This is a genomic window from Lysinibacillus xylanilyticus (assembly GCF_001183605.1).
Lineage (GTDB): Bacteria > Bacillota > Bacilli > Bacillales_A > Planococcaceae > Lysinibacillus > Lysinibacillus xylanilyticus.
Map to the genome: position 1 here is coordinate 90,329 of NZ_LFXJ01000003.1, position 16,294 is coordinate 106,622.

A 16,294-nucleotide genomic window follows, 5' to 3' on the forward strand; every position below is an offset into this window, starting at 1 on the left:
AAAAAAGCACAAAGAACTCACTTGGAAGTCCTTTTGTGCTTTCATTTTATCAATAGATACGAATATTTGAAGTTTATTTTATTTTAAGCTTCTGTTCTTTGCCATTAACATTATAAACTAAATAGCTATCATTAATTCTTAAATCAGAAACTACTTGCTTCGCGAGCACCTCAGTTTTTAATGTTTTAAGATTTAATTTTGTTAAGTAGCCACTGTTGCTATAATCACTGAAATATAAAAAGTCATCCGCTCCTGTAATATACAAGGCACGTTTATCAATGACCTTTGTTTTCTTACCACTTGCTAAATCAAGCGTATACAATTTATCCTTATCTGCTGTATTACTAAAGTACAGTGTATTATTAACCTGATATGCAAAATGAACATTTTGCATATAGCTATATTTTGTACTTGTTGCAGCAGGATAATCTGAAGCTATCCATTCATGATCTTTCTTAAGCTGTGCATCTGTTACTAAGAAATAATCATACGAAGAAGCGCCGAAACGATTTGGTAATGGATCGTTCCATGTTGTATCTAAATGATACCATTTACCATCAACCTTCACTAAATTCCATGCATGTGCCTCGTTACCATTAACATTGCCTACAACATATTTCACATCGAATCCAGCTTGTTCCAACATTTTATAGGCTATTAACGCGTAGCCCTGACATACAGCTTGTCCTTCCATTAACAATGCATAAGCACTATGGGGACTTGCCTTTGTTTTAGTACCATATGTAGTATTTGACACAATATAATCATTAATTGATTTTACTTTTTCGAAATCTGTTTTCATTGAAGGCTTAATAATCGTTTTTAATATTTGATCAACCTTTTTTTGTACGGTTACTTCTTGCGTTTGATTTGTCAAATATTTTACTTTAAATGTCACATTGCCTGTTGAGTCTGCAGAAATAGTGGTACTTTCCATATGACCACTCGGATAGACTGCTTGTTCCTGTGCTTTTTCAAAGGACTCCATAAAATTCTTTTTAAAATCAGTCATTGGTCCACTATATGTAATTTTAATTTCGGGAGCGAAATTATTTAATTGCTTTACGATTTCTGTTGTGAATTGATCCCAAGTTGTTACTTTAGTATTAGCTACTACATTATAAGCAATCACCGGGGAAGTACTTACTGAACGAGTGTCTGCATTTTGAGCATAGGCTGCTGTTGGGCTTAACATCAGTAATGCTGCCCCGCTTATCAACCATTTCTTCACAATAAATCACCTTCTCGATTGTTATATTCTTATAATTAGGATAACAGAGAAAGGAACTATAAATCTATCGGACAAGTTCACTAACCGTGACTATTAACTATACAGTTAACACACAGCATATAGGTATAAAATCCCTTAAATAAAACATAAGTATAGAAATAAACTATATTTTTGTAAAAAAATAAAAACCCACTTGTCTTTAAGTGAGTTTTCTATAAATTAATGGGCTTATATAGGTCAGGCTGCTGTTAACGACTTTTTACTACTAAATTTACTGCTTCTTGAATAGCTTCATTCATTTTCTCGTCATCACCTTCAGCATTTTGTACGCATTCTAAAAGATTCGTACTAACTATGACACCAACTGTACGATCTACTGCTGAGCGTACTGCCGATAATTGAGTAATGACTGCCTTACAGTCCTTTTCTTCTTCCATCATTTTTAATATTCCACGTAGCTGACCTTCCATCCGTTTTACACGATTTTTCACTTGATCTGAATATTCCATCATCATTGCTCCTTCTTTCCATACTCGCTACGTTCTTGAGTTATTATTATTCTTTATCCTAGCACATTATTTCAAAAATCAATTATGCCTCGGCATATTTGTCCGGAATCGGCCTTGCGCATGCAAAGAACTCCTTTCTGAATCCGTGACATAAATATAAATAAGTTAAACTTATTCGTTATTCTTCCTTGGGTTTAAATAATTCATAAGCATTTTAGCAATAATTGACCCTGCATTTGTTATTTCATCATACTGTATAACTGTATTTTTCTTTATTCGTAGCTGACCTATCTCTACTTCAAAAATTGGACACTTTCTTTTAAGTGCAGCAACTAACATATTTGTGTCGTAGTCATATCGTTCACCATTTACATTTATTAGCCACGGTAGCTCCTTTATAGAAATAAACCGTAAACCGGTTTGTGTATCCATTAATTTTCTATGATAAAGGATTTCAAAGAACAAACTTGTTGCTCGGTTACCCCAATATGATAAAAACGTGCTGTCCGAAGAATGAAAGTTACGTACTCCTAGCAAAATTCCTTCAGAAAATACCTTTGTCATTGTTAAAACTAGCTTTACATCTTGTAAAGTATGTTGTCTATGAGCACCTACTGTAATAACACCTTGAAACATGCCTCTTTGCTCCATTACATAGGCAAAGGCTGTTTTTAGTGCGCCTCCCTTACCAATATTATTGCCATGCTCTAGCACTAGACAGCAGTCAATCTTTTTCAACTCCTCAAAAACATCTGCATATTTTTGATCGCTGCCATCATTGACAATAATAATTCGGCTAATGGTGGTGGCTAATAATTGATGGACATAGGTTATAAGTGACTGTTGTGGATTATAGGCTGGTATAATTGCTGCAATATTTTTCATCATTTCTATCCCCCGGATAACATGAAACTTTGGCATATGCACTTTTTAGTAATTGTTACTTCGAACATCAACGAATCTTCTTATAACAAATAGTATCATGTATCGAGGACAATTCAACAATAACGGTATTTTCCCGATATATGAAAAAAGAGGATATCATCGTAGCGTATGGTTGATTTCCGTTCCGACAGGGCGCTTTCTTAGGGGCGTCAGATGAGCCGCTTGGGGCAACCCGAAAGCGAAGCGGCAGCGACACGATGTTGGTACGAAGGCGTTATCACAGGTTCTGATGGTTTTAGCCTTCGCTCCCCTATTCGCTAATCTCCAAGGAATCGCCCAGTCTTCACTTCAATCAACTAATATACATGGTATACGTTTTAACAAATTAAATATCCATTTTTCAGTAGTGAGCATACTAAGAAGAATTTTATGAAAGAGGTGAGTGCTATCGTCATACAATATGAAATTCTCCAAGATCAATGTACGAAATTAAAAGCTTTATGCTTGGTTAAATTGGCTAAAAATTTACAGGATGCTAGCTCGCTCGCCATTCCAAAGCCAGCTCTATCTCTTCAAAAATCACTCCTAGTACTAGAGGAAATTTTATATGAGCTTTATAAGCTAGAAATGAATTCAGAGCCGAAGCTAAAAAATATTCGATCATTACTCAATAATCGTAGCTTTGTTGCAAAAATTCATCCACGTCGCATTTATTTATTAATGAATCTTGTAAGCAAAATGACTTCTAGTAATAGAAGTGAAGTTGTGGAGGCAAAGGCAGCAAAAATTGTTCTAGATTATATAAGTGATATTGTAGAATGGTTTATCGATCGCTATGACCGTACCTTAAGGGCAAAATTAATGCGCAAAGGTTCCAGCTTTGAAGATATAACTTCGGCTTTTGAAATAATTACGCTGCTTCAAGATGACCAATCAACCGAGGCATATAAAAGTGCTGCAGACTGGTTTGAGCTTGCCGCAAAACAAGGGAATGCAAGTGCTCAATATAATTTAGGCGCTCTTTATAATCAAGGGCGTGGTGTTAAGAAAGACTATGCAGTCGCAAAAATGTGGTATGAACGCGCCGCTGAACAAAAGGATGCAAACGCGCTTTATAGCTTAGGCGTGCTTTATCATTTAGGTCATGGTGTTGTACAAAATTATGAGGAAGCCGCTCAATATTATCAAGCTGCTGCAAATTTAGAAAACGCAGATGCACAGTACAATCTAGGAGTCCTATACAATCAAGGACTCGGTATGCCTCTAAACTTTGCCGAGGCAGCAAAATGGTACATGTTAGCAGCCAATCAAGGGAATACAAGTGCTCAAAATAATCTTGGATTCCTTTACCATAATGGAACTGGTGTCGAGCAAAGCTATGAGGAAGCTATAGCCTATTTTGAAATGGCAGCATTAGCAGGTGATGCAAGTGCTCAATATAATCTTGGCTATATGTACCTTAAAGGTCGTGGCATCTCGCAAAATTTGGAAGAAGCTGTGAGATGGTTCCATCTAGCTGCACTTCAAGACCATACAAATGCAGAATTTCAATTGGCCATGCTATATAACACTGGTCAAGGTATTCCTCAAGATCACCTAGAGGCTATAAAATGGTTTAAGCTCGCAGCACATAAAGGACACTTGAATGCCCAATATTGTCTTGGCGTACTCTATGTCAAAGAAAACGATATAACTTTAGCTGAAAAATGGTTGCAGTTAGCTGCTAACAATGGACATATAAGTGCAGGTTTTGAGCTTGGACGTATTTATGTATACCATCTCCAGCAACTAGAGAAGGCTCTCCCTTACTTCAAAGCAGCTGCTGAAAAGGGCTATGCTGATGCTCAATACGAGCTCGGATTATTATACGAAGCTGAATTGAATTATGATAAAGCAGTAAAATGGTGGAGAGCCGCTACTGATCAGTCCCATATTCAGTCTGAATACCAATTAGGATTATTATATGAGCATGGATTGGGGATCGAGCAGGACTTAGAAGAGGCACGACGCTGCTATCGACTAGCAGCCATCCAAGGACATTCAGGTGCTCAATATCAGCTCGGTAATTTATTTGATAAGGGCAAAGGTGTCGAACAGGATTATACTGAGGCTGCAAAATGGATTGAACAAGCTGCCGCTAAGGGACATGCCAAAGCACAATATCAATTAGCTCAAATGCACAGTCAAGGACAAGGGGTACCGAAGGATTTTGCGAAGGCTGCCCAACTGTATCGACTGGCAGCCAATCAAGGGCACCAAAAAGCGCAATTCCAGCTTGGTATGCTTTACAAAAAAGGACACGGTGTTGCACAGGATTATACTGAGGCAACAAAATGGCTTAAGAAATCACTTGAAAATATGAAATAAAGGGATTATAAGCATAGAGTGGGGTTAGGCGCTTTCTTTGAGACGTTCGTTGAGCCACTTCACCCAAGGGGCTCGTTCCACTCAACTTATCCACATGACATACGTTTTAACAGAATGTCGCCCACCTTTTTAGTTTTATTGACCAACTTTCATGTTTTATCGACCAACTTTTAATTTTTATCACCCAACTTCTGAATTTTATCGACATTCACCTTGCAAAGAGTAAAAAAAGATTCACACACAAAACTGTGTGTCAGCCTCCACTCCAATCAACTTATATGTATGACATATGTTTTAACAAAAGTCATCCCTAACTTGTAGTAATGACCGAATAAAGCTGTTCTTCCTAAAAAATACCGTGTCACCTCCTAACAACGGCAGTGACACGGTATTTTCTAGTTTTTCATTTCTTCTTTTTGGTTTACCATAAATGTTACAGCGATGAATAAAGCAAAGCTAATTAATAGCGTTGTTCCACCAATGATAAAGAAAACCGTTGTAAATGTTCTGCTAAAACTAAATGGATTTAGATTGTAGAACCACATGCCTAGTGTTAAGCCAAAAACACCGAGAATAGCTGTCCAACCATGTGCTGTCACTAATTTTTGCGATTTCACTTTAAAGGCCCGATAGAAAATACCCCATGCAAACATACTTAACCAACCTACGAGTAAAATATGTGCATGTATCGGTCTATATTCATAACTACCTGAGCCAGACATATGTGAGCCTAGATATGTACCAAATAAGGCAAAAATTGCAGCAAGACGAATAAGGCGTATACTCCATTTTTGTTCCAAACGATAACCCCCCCTAAGCTTTTTCAACTTAGTTAGCAGTTTATCTCGCGAACATGAACTTTACATGAACTCCTCATTACAGTTTTGGTAAGTGGACACGCACTTTTGTACCTGAATTCATAACACTTTCCATATGAACCGTTCCTCCGTGTAACTCAGAAATTTGCTTCACGATGGCTAGTCCAAGACCAGTTCCTTGCTTTGTTCTGGAAGTATCTACTCTATAAAAGCGATCAAATACCTTTTGTAGTTCTTCGGCAGTCATTCCTATGCCACTATCCTCAATAAGCACTTCAACTGAAGTTGAGGATTCTTGCAAGTGAATATGAATCTCTCCACCATCGACATTATATTTAATGGCATTCGTCAATAAATTATCCCAAACATTTTGTAATAGCCCAGCATCACCATCATATGTTACTGGTTCAATTTGATACGATAATTGTACATTTGCTTCTTCAAGCTGCCAGCGGTATTTCCTTACGGTTTCCTTTAATTGCTCATCTAAACGATAAGATTCACGCTTTAACAACCTTGTAGATTGATCTAGTGACGTTAGTAAAAGTAATTGCTTAGTTAATGTCGACATACGCTTCGTTTCTAGCTCAATAATCGTTGTATATTCTTGCCTTTCCTTGTCGGTCAGCAAGGGATTCTTTAATAAATCTACATAGCCTTGAATATTTAACAATGGCGACTGAAAATCATGGGATACATTACTTATAAACTCTTTACGTATTCGATCATTTTCCTGTAATTTTTCAGTCATGACATTAAAGCTAACCGCTAATTGTCCAATTTCATCTGCTCGATCTATTTCAAGCAGCGTATCGAATTTTTCATATGCAAGCTGATGTGTTGCCTCTGTTAGTTGTGTAATAGGGCGAATTAGAGCCTTAGCGAAAAGTAGCATTGCCAATAGACTAAGTACTGTCATCGTAAGCATAAGTCCACCAAGTATCGTATGCACTTCAGAGAACAACAAGCGAATATCCGGTCTAATGAACAGTGCATACTGCTTATTTTCATAAGTAAACGGCACACCTATCGTATTAATTAACTCATTCGCAAAAAAGCCTGTCACAAAAGTCTCTTTTGGAAAATCACGCATACCATGATAAATTTCCCCGTTTAAAACATGCTTGACTGTATTGGACGGTAGAGTTTTATCACGATACTTACCTCCGAAGAAATGCCCTTCGTTACCGTTGGTTGCATAAATTTGATAACCTATTTCACCAAGAGTCGTTAAATAATTATCTAAATCGTCAGGCTTTGACGACTCAATGTATTTCGCAATATCCTGTGCAATCTTCACATTTTTAGCATCATTTTTTTCCTTCACAACTTGATGATAATAAGTATTTGTCGCTAAAAAGCCGATACACAAGCTACCAATCATAACGAGCATCGTCGTCACAACAAATTTGCTATATAACGTTTTCATCATGCAATAACCTCAAGCTTATAGCCGACGCCACGCACCGTTGTAATCTCAACACCTGGTTCATAACGATGCAGACGCTCACGAATCCGCTTCACATGCGTATTTAAAGTCTGCTCATCTCCATCGTAGTCATAGCCCCACACTTGCTCCATAATAAAACTACGTGTAAACACCTGATTCGGACGGGATGCTAGTAATGCCAATAGTTCAAATTCCTTTAAAGGCAGAACGAGTGTCTCTTCCCCAATGACAACCTCAAAGCTTCGACGATCAATAACGAGCCTACCCACCTTGATGGTTACCTGATTTTTCTTATCGAGTCTACGCAATATTGCGGCTATGCGAAACAGCAATTCTTTAGGTTCAAAAGGCTTCACAACATAGTCGTCTGAGCCTGCCAAAAACCCTCGTTCCTTGTCCTCAAGCTCGCCTTTTGCTGTTAATAACAATACTGGAATATCGTAATCCTGGCTCAATGTCTCTGTTAATGTATAACCATCCATTCCCGGCATCATAACATCAACAACAGCCAAATCAGGCAAGTTTCCTTCAAGTAATTTAAGGGCCTGTTGTCCGTTCTCCGCCTGTATTACCTGATAGCCCTCTCTTGTCAGATAAATATTCACTAGTTGTAAAATATGTACATCATCATCTACAACGAGAATTTTCATTCAGGTCTACCTCCATCCAACTTGTTTACTTTTAACAAAAAATCCGCTCCATTCCGCGGACGTCAAGTTATCAGAAAGGATTCCGGACGTAATGCCGGGGTATTATTGATAACTCCATTTTTTCATATTATAACGAAAAGAAAGAAATAAATAGCAATATAAGTAACGGCAAACCAATTACGATATAGCCTCGTGGATTTGCAAAGTTCATCGTCCAGCCTACCCCAAAGCGTTTCTCTACAAAAACGGAAGGATCTTGACGATTCACATAAATTAATCCGCCCTTCCAATAGCGATCCTCATCAACATCCATTACTTCTGAAACGACATTGTCTCCATAGTTCACCCTCAGCTTACGTTTTTTCCATGCGTAGACAAGGGCTGAGCCCAGAACAAGCAATAAAAACAAAATAAATACCGGTAATAGCCATTTTCCTGTAGTCATTGAAGGATGGATATTGCTTAGCTGTAATACTGTAAATAATATAGTAAAACCATAGCTTAATAACATAATGCTCCAGCTCATATACTTTCGACTTTTTAGCTGATCTTCCAATGATTCTTCTTTACGATTAACAGCCAACTTGATTGCTGAACGTTTTATAGAATCTACAGTTCCCCACATCATACATTGCACCATCAGCATAACAAGCGGCAGTGAAACCGCCGTAAAATATGTTTTGCTTCTCCAAGAATCCGCTTCACCGCTAGGTCCCCAATGTACCGTAATGTGATCTGGGATTTGGTCATAATGGCGGAACGTAAAGATAATTAGAAACACCGTAACACCAAATGGGATTACATAAAATGGCCAAGGGAGCATTTCATCACGACTACGAGCCGTTAAGTCGACTGCACGAACTTGTTTTATATTTAGGCCCCATTGCTCTTCCTTTTTAAGTTTTAAAACCTTTTGATGGTTTTTCCAATATAATGTCATACTGACTGCAAGCATTGCAAATAAGCATCCTAGCAGTAAAATACTTTGCATGAACTCAGATTGTGCAAAGTAATAATAGCAAACAATCATCATCATTAATAACATGACACCCGATATTCCAACGAATTGAGCATACTGCTTTTTCATATTACGTAATGCGGGATGTTTTACATTTTGTTCAGGTACAGTAACGCCAAAAATAATTGTCTCACGTACTATATATGGCACAAAAACTTGTAGAGCTAATGTTATGAAGTAGACAGTTGAAAAAACGCCAAGTAGCATTTACTACACCCCTTCTGCAGGTATTTGCAAATCAGAAAATACCTTTTTTATCATGTGCTCGATTTGTTCAGCTGTTGCGCCGAGCACCATTCCTTCTACCACAACAGGCTTTAAGTTTTTTTCAATTTGTTGTAATTGTTCAGTAGTTAACGCTCGCTCCTCTGCTGAACGAATAATAGCACCTGATTTGGCTCTAATTGTAATGATCCCCTTTTCCTCTAGCTCATGATAGCTTTTATTAACCGTGTGCATATTTACGCCTAGATCAGCTGCTAAATTACGTACAGACGGCAAGGTATCTCCTGGCTTCATTTCCCCTCTTGCAATCCCTTCCATAATTTTTCGAGTTACCTGTTCATAGATTGGTACATCAGACTGTGGTTCTATTTGAATAAACATTACTATCATCTCCATAATTGTTATACAGATAATATAACAAATAATCATTCTTTATGCATAATGAAAGGGACAATTATAAAGAGTTCTTAACAGTTTCAATAAACTTTTGCACAAGTACACTATGCTTTTCATTCTTTCTAGTACAAATTGCAATTTTATGATTAATATGAACATCCTTTACATAAACCCTCGCCAATTGCCTACTATCAACATACTCTCGAACTGCTAGTGACGAAATAAAATTTGCGCCATAGCCGGTCATAACTGAACGGATCGTTTCATTTATTCCATTAAATTGTAGTGCGATTTTAGGTGGCTTGACTTGATACGTTTGACATAAAGAAAAAAGATGCTCTCTCATTGAACTTCCTTCTTCACGCATAATAAAAGGCTCTTTCATCATGTCAGCAAGTGAAATGTACTGATTTGCATAAGGATGATCAGGTGCGACTACAAACCATAATTCATCCTCAAAAAGCTCCTCCCACTCTACTTCTTCCGGTCTTTCTAAAATACCACCACCATAAATAGCAATATCAGCTTTATACTGTATTAATTGCTCAAAGGCATCTTTGGTGTTAGTAGTCGTAATAACTAAATTTACGTCTTCATTTGCCCCTTTAAAGGTAGCTGCCCACTTAGGAATTAGAAAATTAGCTGGTAAGTATGTTGCAACTATATGTATTGTTCCTGCTTTAGCAAGACGATAATCTTCAATGAATGAATTAATATGTTCTTCAAGCGTAACAAGATTTTTTGCTTTTTCTGCTAAAACCTCCCCAAATTCAGTTAATACCACGCCCCGCCCTTGTTGCTTAAATAATTGAATCCCAATCTCATGCTCAAATTTTTTTATTTGGCTTGAAACTGCTGGCTGACTAATACGAAGTAATTCTGCCGCTTTCGTGAAACTACCTGTAGTAGCAACTTGATAAAACAATTTTAATCCATGAATATTCACGATTTCACCCCACACCTATAATCTTTAGTTATGAATTAATAATAATAATATATTTTTATTATGATTCATCCTATCATACACTTTACATGCAAGCTTGCAAAAAAATACGAAACGGGGACTGTTTAATGACCAATTTAAATATTTGGAACAATGTAGATGAGTACTTTATGGAAAAACTAATACCGGCAGACACAGAACTTGAAGCAGTATTACAAGCTAATAAAGCAGCTGGTATTCCGGAGATTGATGTATCGCCTACTCAAGGCAAACTATTGTATTTACTAGCTAAAATAAAAGAGGCAAAAAACATCTTAGAAGTTGGAACACTTGGTGGCTATAGTAGTATTTGGATGGCACGTGCCCTTCCTAACGAGGGTAAAGTTTACACTCTAGAAATTGATCCCGAGTATGCATCAGTAGCCAAAGAAAATATTAAAAGAGCTGGCTGTGAACATAAAGTTGAAATTATAGTCGGAAAGGCATTAGATACATTACCTATTTTGAAAAAAGCAGGGCAATTGTTCGATTTAATTTTTATTGATGCAGATAAGCCCAATAATCCACACTATTTAAAGTGGGCATTAGAATTAGCTAAACCAGGAACAATAATCATCGCTGATAATGTAGTGCGTGAAGGCGCTGTAATTGATGAAATAAATGTAGATGAAAGGGTACAAGGTGTGCGACGATTTATGGATTTATTGCAAGAAGAATCTCAACTTGAATCTACAGCTATACAAACAGTTGGCAATAAAGGCTATGATGGCTTTGTGCTCGCCGTAGTTAAATAATTGAAAAAGGAGATGTCTCAAAGACATCTCCTTTCAACAATAGCTATTTCGTAACTATTGCAAATGCATCATGAATTTCATCAACTACCGGTGTCGGTCAAAGAACATTTTTTAGAAGATAAAAAAATGCCTTACAAGCTCCCCATCTAAGCTCGTAAGACATCATTACCCCTTTTAAATCTCTCTACTTTTATTAATAGACCCCTTTTTTGTAACCGTGTTCATTTTTTAGTAAGGAACGGGGGAACAGACCCCGCCCGTTACAATAGTGGAATAAGGTGGACTCCATTCGAGTTTAGTCCACATCAATTTAGGAAAGTTGGATATGTTCGTTTAGTAGATTCGTATCTCAAATCAATTTCTTTCAGCGATTGCTGAAAGGGAGTTAAGCTAATTTTTCGTAACCTGGAAGCGTCAAAAATTCCGCAAATTCATCTTGTTCAATTAAAGATTTAAACAGCTCTGCAGCTTCTTCATAGCGACCACCGTTATAGGCTTGTTCCCCAACAGCCTCTTTAATTTTCACAAGCTCTTCCTCCAAGATAGATAGTACAAAGGCCAATGTAATGCCCCGGCCATCATCCAAGATACCTTTTGGATGACGAATCCATTGCCATACTTGTGTACGAGAGATTTCTGCAGTTGCAGCATCCTCCATTAAATTGTTAATTGGCGCAGCTCCGTTGCCTCGTAGCCAAGAAGCAATGTACTGAACCCCTACACTACAGTTAATACGAAGACCCTCTAGTGTAATTGTCCCCTCGGGAACAGCTACTAAATCTTCCGCCGTAACATTTACATCCTCACGCTTTTTATGGATTTGGTTTGGTGTCGTCATAATCGCGTCAAACTGTTCCATAGCTGTTGCAACCATACCAGGATGCGCTACCCAAGTACCATCGTGGCCATCTGTTGCCTCGCGATGTTTATCTTCTGCAACCTTTGCAAACGCTACAGCATTCGCGTCGTCATCCCCTTTAACAGGGATTTGTGCAGCCATACCGCCCATCGCAGGAGCATTACGTTTATGACATGTTTGAATACATAAAGACGTATATGCCTTCATGAATGGTACAGTCATTGTTACTTGCCCACGGTCCGGTAAAATTACTTCAGGTTGATTGCGCAGACGTTTGATATAGCTGAAAATGTAATCCCAGCGTCCACAATTCAGACCAGCTGAATGTTCACGTAATTCATATAAAATTTCATCCATTTCAAATGCAGCTAAAATTGTTTCGATTAAGACAGTAGCCTTAATTGTCCCTTGTGGAATTCCAATATAGTCTTGTGCAAACACAAAGACATCATTCCATAAGTGTGCCTCCAAATGGCTTTCAAGCTTCGGTAGGTAGAAATAAGGCCCCGTACCTTGTGCCAATGCATTTTTAGCATTATGGAATAAATACAGACCGAAATCAAAGAAACTACCAGAGATCGGCTCGCCATCCACTAGTACATGCTTTTCAAGTAAATGTAGACCACGTGGACGAACTAATAACACAGCTGTGTTTTCGTTTAACTTATACGTTTTACCATTAGATGCTTGTGTAAACTCAATTGTTTTATTAATAGCATCACGCATATTAATTTGACCGCCAATCATGTTTTCCCATGTCGGAGCAGATGCATCCTCAAAGCAAGCCATAAACATTTTTGCGCCAGAGTTTAATGCATTAATAACCATTTTACGGTCAACAGGTCCTGTAATTTCTACACGACGGTCATGCAAATCTGCTGGAAGTGGTGCAATTGTCCAATCTCCCTCACGGATCTGCTTTGTTTCTGGTAAGAAGTCGAGTTTCTCACCTGCATCAAGGCGCTTTTGACGTTCTTGGCGAGCCTCTAATAGCTCTTTTCGACGAGCATCAAATTTTTCGTGCAGGGCAAGAACAAACTCAAGGGCTTCTGGTGTTAAAATTTCTTTTGTTTGCTCATTTTGTTCCCCAACAATTTTAAGCTTACCTGTTATTGCTTGTTCCATCAGTTGTTTCCCCCACCTTTGCGATTTTAAGTAGTCATCCCCCGCTTTAGGAGGAGCGAAGGAGACTAATCTATGATTATGAATTTAGGAATACGCGTATTTATGAAACTTAAACGAATTGTTCTGTCTCTGTAGAACCAGCCATAGCTGTTGTAGAAGAAGTACCGCCAGAGATAGTTTGAGATACTTCATCAAAGTAGCCAGTACCTACTTCACGTTGGTGACGTGTAGCTGTGTAGCCTTTTGATTCTGATGCAAACTCAGCTTGTTGTAGCTTAGAGTATGCAGCCATACCATTATCTTTATAATCATGTGCAAGCTCAAACATAGAGTGGTTTAATGCGTGGAAACCAGCTAATGTTACGAATTGGAATTTATATCCCAATTTACCTAACTCGCGTTGATATTCTGCGATTTCTTCTTCTGATAGATTCGCTTTCCAGTTGAAAGAAGGTGAGCAGTTGTATGCTAGTAATTTTCCTGGGAATTCAGCATGAATAGCTGCCGCAAATTCACGAGCCTCCTCAAGAGATGGTTTAGAAGTTTCACACCAAATTAAATCTGCATATGGCGCGTAAGCTAAACCACGAGCAATCGCTTGTTTAATGCCTGGTTTTGTACGGAAGAAGCCTTCTGGAGTACGTTCACCAGTAATAAACTCAGCATCACGTGGATCGATATCAGATGTTACCATATCAGCAGCATCAGCATCTGTACGAGCGATTAAAATTGTATCAACACCCATTACGTCTGTTGCAAGACGAGCAGCAACTAGGTTACGAACAGCATTTTGTGTTGGAAGTAACACTTTACCACCTAAGTGACCACACTTTTTCTCAGAAGCTAATTGGTCTTCTAAGTGAACACCAGCAGCTCCAGCTTCAATCATTCCTTTTACAAGCTCAAATACGTTTAGAGGACCACCGAAGCCAGCCTCAGCATCTGCTACGATTGGAGCGAACCAATCAAATTGATCTACACGTCCTTCAGCGTGATCGATTTGGTCTGCACGTTGTAAAGCTTGGTTAATACGCTTAACTACTGCTGGAACAGAGTTTGCTGGATATAAGGATTGGTCAGGGTACATTTGACCAGAAAGGTTAGCATCAGCAGCAACTTGCCAGCCTGATAAGTAGATTGCTTTTAATCCCGCTTTTACCTGTTGTACAGCTTGATTACCAGTCAATGCACCTAATGCATTAATGAACGGTTCTTCGTGTAAAGATTTCCATAGTCTAGCCGCACCTTTAGTTGCTAAAGTTTGTTCAAGTACAACAGAGCCCTGTAGCTTAACAACCTCTTCAGCTGAATATGTGCGTTCAATACCAGCCCAACGAGGGTTCTCTGCCCATTGTTTTTCTAATGCTTGGATTTTTTCTTGACGTGTTGACATATTGAAATTCCACCTTCCCCTTTGTATACAATATACTCTGTTAAAAAACTTTTAATTTGCTGTTCCATAACAGGTTTATTTGTTATAAATTAATATATAACAGCACATCTGGATTTTCATTATTTTTAGATAAAATACCAAATTTTAATGATGAAACCGCTTTTTTTGGCGACGAAATTTGGTAAACTGTTTACAAACAAGGGGGATATTCACAATGAATAATGAGTTTAATTCTTTGCCAAAAGATATTTCACTACAGTTTATTTCAATGTTAAAAGACTGGGTTCCAGCCAATTCATCCATTGTAATTGCTGCTGAAAACTCCTATATCTATTTTCATTCTGGACATCAAAACATTAACTTGGAAATAGGTCAACAAGTACAGTCTGGTAGCATTGCCGAACAAGTACTACGCACGAGGAAACGAACAGATGCCGTATTAGATAATTCTTTATTCGAAACGCCGTATTATGGGATAGGTTATCCTATAAACATATTAGATGTGCCAGCAGCACTTGTGGTAGTATTACCTTCAACCTTTACTGAGAAGAAATTGGAGCCCTTTCAATTTTTAACTGGCAAGCAAGAAGAGGAATGGAATCCTGTTGCTATTGAAAAGATCTCTTATATTGAAAGCCTGCAGAAAAAAACGTGGTTTTATGTGGAGGGGGAACAATTTAAAACAAGTATTACTCTTAAAGAACTTCAAATGCGTCTACCGTCATCTTTTATTCGCATTCATAGGTCTTATATTGTTAATATTCATTTCATAAAAAAAATGTCTCGTGATCTTGCTTCTAATTTTATTGTCACTCTAAAAGATGGCAGCGAACTACCTGTTAGCCAATCTTATTTAAATAATCTTCGTAACGCTCTTGAATTTTAGATTTTACCTTGGCGTAATTGTTGTTGTTACTGCCGCTTCGCTTTCGCACAGAAAACATTTGTTACTGCCGCTTCGCTTTCGCACAGAAAACATTTGTTGCTGTCGCTTCGCTTTCGCACAGAAAACATTTGTTGCTGTCGCTTCGCTTTCGCACAGAAAACATTTGTTGCTGTCGCTTCGCTTTCGCACAGAAAACATTGCTGACTGAAGCTAAAAGGCTGTCCTATACATTTGTTGTATAAGACAGCCTAAAAATAAAAAAGCCTGAGAAAAAATTCTCAGACTTTAGATTGCCTAGCGACGTCCTACTCTCACAGGGGGAAGCCCCCAACTACCATCGGCGCTAAAGAGCTTAACTTCCGTGTTCGGTATGGGAACGGGTGTGACCTCTTTGCCATCATCACTAGACTATTGTCGGCTTCCAATATACATCGTATTTCTTCGTCAGCTTCTGTCGTTCAGTCAGTCACGTACTTGAGTACGCTCCTTCCCTCTCTTCATCGCTTCCTCGAACTACTTGTATCTTGAAACCCTTAGTTGAAAGAATTGTTCTTTCAAAACTGGATAAACGGTGCATTGAATATTTCAAATGTTTTGGTTAAGTCCTCGATCGATTAGTATTCGTCAGCTCCATGTGTCACCACACTTCCACCTCGAACCTATCTACCTCATCGTCTTTGAGGGATCTTACTTACTNATTTCAAATGTTTTGGTTAAGTCCTCGATCGATTAGTATTCGTCAGCT

Annotated in this window: 15 protein-coding genes and 2 rRNA genes; 3 read left to right on the plus strand and 14 right to left on the minus strand. The window is 38.1% G+C overall.

Annotated elements, in window-relative coordinates; genetic code table 11:
• Window positions 1–73: 73 nt before the first annotated feature.
• The 3 genes from ACZ11_RS03020 to ACZ11_RS03030 all read right to left on the minus strand — a co-directional run bounded on the left by ACZ11_RS03020 (window position 74) and on the right by ACZ11_RS03030 (window position 2,628).
• Entirely contained in the window at window positions 74–1,231 is a 1,158-nt protein-coding gene (locus ACZ11_RS03020) for a transglutaminase domain-containing protein (protein WP_049663658.1), read from the minus strand.
• A gap of 248 nt (window positions 1,232–1,479) precedes the next feature.
• A complete protein-coding gene (locus ACZ11_RS03025) occupies window positions 1,480–1,740 on the minus strand; it encodes a metal-sensitive transcriptional regulator (RefSeq protein WP_049663684.1) in 261 nt (86 codons plus the stop codon).
• A gap of 171 nt (window positions 1,741–1,911) precedes the next feature.
• Window positions 1,912–2,628 (minus strand): glycosyltransferase family 2 protein, encoded by a 717-nt coding sequence (locus tag ACZ11_RS03030; protein WP_236690763.1) that lies wholly within the window; start codon window positions 2,626–2,628, stop codon window positions 1,912–1,914.
• Between the two features lie 426 nt (window positions 2,629–3,054).
• Between ACZ11_RS03030 and ACZ11_RS03035 the strand changes: the two genes are divergently transcribed.
• Window positions 3,055–4,992 carry a tetratricopeptide repeat protein gene (locus ACZ11_RS03035; protein WP_236690764.1) on the plus strand — a complete coding sequence of 646 codons (1,938 nt, stop codon included), beginning with the start codon at window positions 3,055–3,057 and terminating at the stop codon, window positions 4,990–4,992.
• Window positions 4,993–5,387: 395 nt separating this feature from the next.
• Here ACZ11_RS03035 and ACZ11_RS03040 read toward each other — a convergent pair whose 3' ends face one another.
• The 6 genes from ACZ11_RS03040 to ACZ11_RS03065 all read right to left on the minus strand — a co-directional run bounded on the left by ACZ11_RS03040 (window position 5,388) and on the right by ACZ11_RS03065 (window position 10,495).
• Entirely contained in the window at window positions 5,388–5,792 is a 405-nt protein-coding gene (locus ACZ11_RS03040; protein WP_049663660.1) for a hypothetical protein, read from the minus strand.
• Window positions 5,793–5,868: 76 nt separating this feature from the next.
• Window positions 5,869–7,239 (minus strand): sensor histidine kinase, encoded by a 1,371-nt coding sequence (locus ACZ11_RS03045; RefSeq protein WP_049663689.1) that lies wholly within the window; start codon window positions 7,237–7,239, stop codon window positions 5,869–5,871.
• The gene (locus ACZ11_RS03050) at window positions 7,239–7,910 is read right to left on the minus strand and encodes a response regulator transcription factor (protein WP_049663661.1); all 672 of its coding nucleotides are present in this window, start codon (window positions 7,908–7,910) and stop codon (window positions 7,239–7,241) included. Before ACZ11_RS03050 ends, ACZ11_RS03045 begins: the two co-directional genes overlap by 1 nt.
• 127 nt (window positions 7,911–8,037) lie before the next feature.
• On the minus strand, window positions 8,038–9,135 hold the full coding sequence (locus ACZ11_RS03055; protein WP_049663663.1) for a DUF1648 domain-containing protein: 1,098 nt from the start codon (window positions 9,133–9,135) through the stop codon (window positions 8,038–8,040).
• Between the two features lie 3 nt (window positions 9,136–9,138).
• Window positions 9,139–9,534 (minus strand): GntR family transcriptional regulator, encoded by a 396-nt coding sequence (locus tag ACZ11_RS03060; protein ID WP_049663665.1) that lies wholly within the window; start codon window positions 9,532–9,534, stop codon window positions 9,139–9,141.
• A 73-nt stretch (window positions 9,535–9,607) separates the two neighbouring features.
• Window positions 9,608–10,495, minus strand: coding sequence for a LysR family transcriptional regulator (locus ACZ11_RS03065; RefSeq protein ID WP_049663669.1), 888 nt, complete (start codon window positions 10,493–10,495; stop codon window positions 9,608–9,610).
• Between the two features lie 125 nt (window positions 10,496–10,620).
• Between ACZ11_RS03065 and ACZ11_RS03070 the strand changes: the two genes are divergently transcribed.
• Complete coding sequence (locus ACZ11_RS03070) at window positions 10,621–11,286, plus strand: O-methyltransferase (protein ID WP_049663672.1); 666 nt, start codon at window positions 10,621–10,623, stop codon at window positions 11,284–11,286.
• A gap of 385 nt (window positions 11,287–11,671) precedes the next feature.
• Here the strand turns inward: ACZ11_RS03070 and aceB are convergent, their stop codons facing one another.
• Window positions 11,672–13,270: a malate synthase A gene (gene aceB / locus ACZ11_RS03075; RefSeq protein WP_049663674.1), complete on the minus strand. Its 1,599-nt coding sequence runs from the start codon at window positions 13,268–13,270 to the stop codon at window positions 11,672–11,674.
• 109 nt (window positions 13,271–13,379) lie between these two features.
• Window positions 13,380–14,663 carry an isocitrate lyase gene (gene aceA / locus ACZ11_RS03080; RefSeq protein WP_049663677.1) on the minus strand — a complete coding sequence of 428 codons (1,284 nt, stop codon included), beginning with the start codon at window positions 14,661–14,663 and terminating at the stop codon, window positions 13,380–13,382.
• A 214-nt stretch (window positions 14,664–14,877) separates the two neighbouring features.
• On the opposite strand from aceA, the gene ACZ11_RS03085 reads away from it, so the two are divergent.
• On the plus strand, window positions 14,878–15,549 hold the full coding sequence (locus ACZ11_RS03085) for a LytR/AlgR family response regulator transcription factor (protein WP_049663678.1): 672 nt from the start codon (window positions 14,878–14,880) through the stop codon (window positions 15,547–15,549).
• Window positions 15,550–15,552: 3 nt separating this feature from the next.
• Here ACZ11_RS03085 and ACZ11_RS25515 read toward each other — a convergent pair whose 3' ends face one another.
• The 3 genes from ACZ11_RS25515 to ACZ11_RS26770 all read right to left on the minus strand — a co-directional run.
• Entirely contained in the window at window positions 15,553–15,738 is a 186-nt protein-coding gene (locus ACZ11_RS25515; protein WP_161804422.1) for a hypothetical protein, read from the minus strand.
• Between the two features lie 103 nt (window positions 15,739–15,841).
• A 5S ribosomal RNA gene (rrf, locus tag ACZ11_RS03090) occupies window positions 15,842–15,957 on the minus strand.
• Between the two features lie 186 nt (window positions 15,958–16,143).
• A 23S ribosomal RNA gene (locus ACZ11_RS26770) occupies window positions 16,144–16,294 on the minus strand; the annotation flags it as partial.

What these genes read in the sequence shown, in the direction of transcription:
- ACZ11_RS03070 (WP_049663672.1), top strand. Translation starts at nt 10,621, where the DNA reads ATGACCAATTTAAATATTTGGAACAATGTAGATGAGTACTTTATGGAA.
- ACZ11_RS03085 (WP_049663678.1), top strand. Translation starts at nt 14,878, where the DNA reads ATGAATAATGAGTTTAATTCTTTGCCAAAAGATATTTCACTACAGTTT.
- ACZ11_RS03045 (WP_049663689.1), bottom strand. Translation starts at nt 7,239, where the DNA reads ATGAAAACGTTATATAGCAAATTTGTTGTGACGACGATGCTCGTTATG.
- aceA (WP_049663677.1), bottom strand. Translation starts at nt 14,663, where the DNA reads ATGTCAACACGTCAAGAAAAAATCCAAGCATTAGAAAAACAATGGGCA.
- ACZ11_RS03025 (WP_049663684.1), bottom strand. Translation starts at nt 1,740, where the DNA reads ATGGAATATTCAGATCAAGTGAAAAATCGTGTAAAACGGATGGAAGGT.
- ACZ11_RS03030 (WP_236690763.1), bottom strand. Translation starts at nt 2,628, where the DNA reads ATGATGAAAAATATTGCAGCAATTATACCAGCCTATAATCCACAACAG.
- ACZ11_RS03055 (WP_049663663.1), bottom strand. Translation starts at nt 9,135, where the DNA reads ATGCTACTTGGCGTTTTTTCAACTGTCTACTTCATAACATTAGCTCTA.
- aceB (WP_049663674.1), bottom strand. Translation starts at nt 13,270, where the DNA reads ATGGAACAAGCAATAACAGGTAAGCTTAAAATTGTTGGGGAACAAAAT.
- ACZ11_RS03050 (WP_049663661.1), bottom strand. Translation starts at nt 7,910, where the DNA reads ATGAAAATTCTCGTTGTAGATGATGATGTACATATTTTACAACTAGTG.
- ACZ11_RS03035 (WP_236690764.1), top strand. Translation starts at nt 3,055, where the DNA reads ATGAAAGAGGTGAGTGCTATCGTCATACAATATGAAATTCTCCAAGAT.
- ACZ11_RS03060 (WP_049663665.1), bottom strand. Translation starts at nt 9,534, where the DNA reads ATGTTTATTCAAATAGAACCACAGTCTGATGTACCAATCTATGAACAG.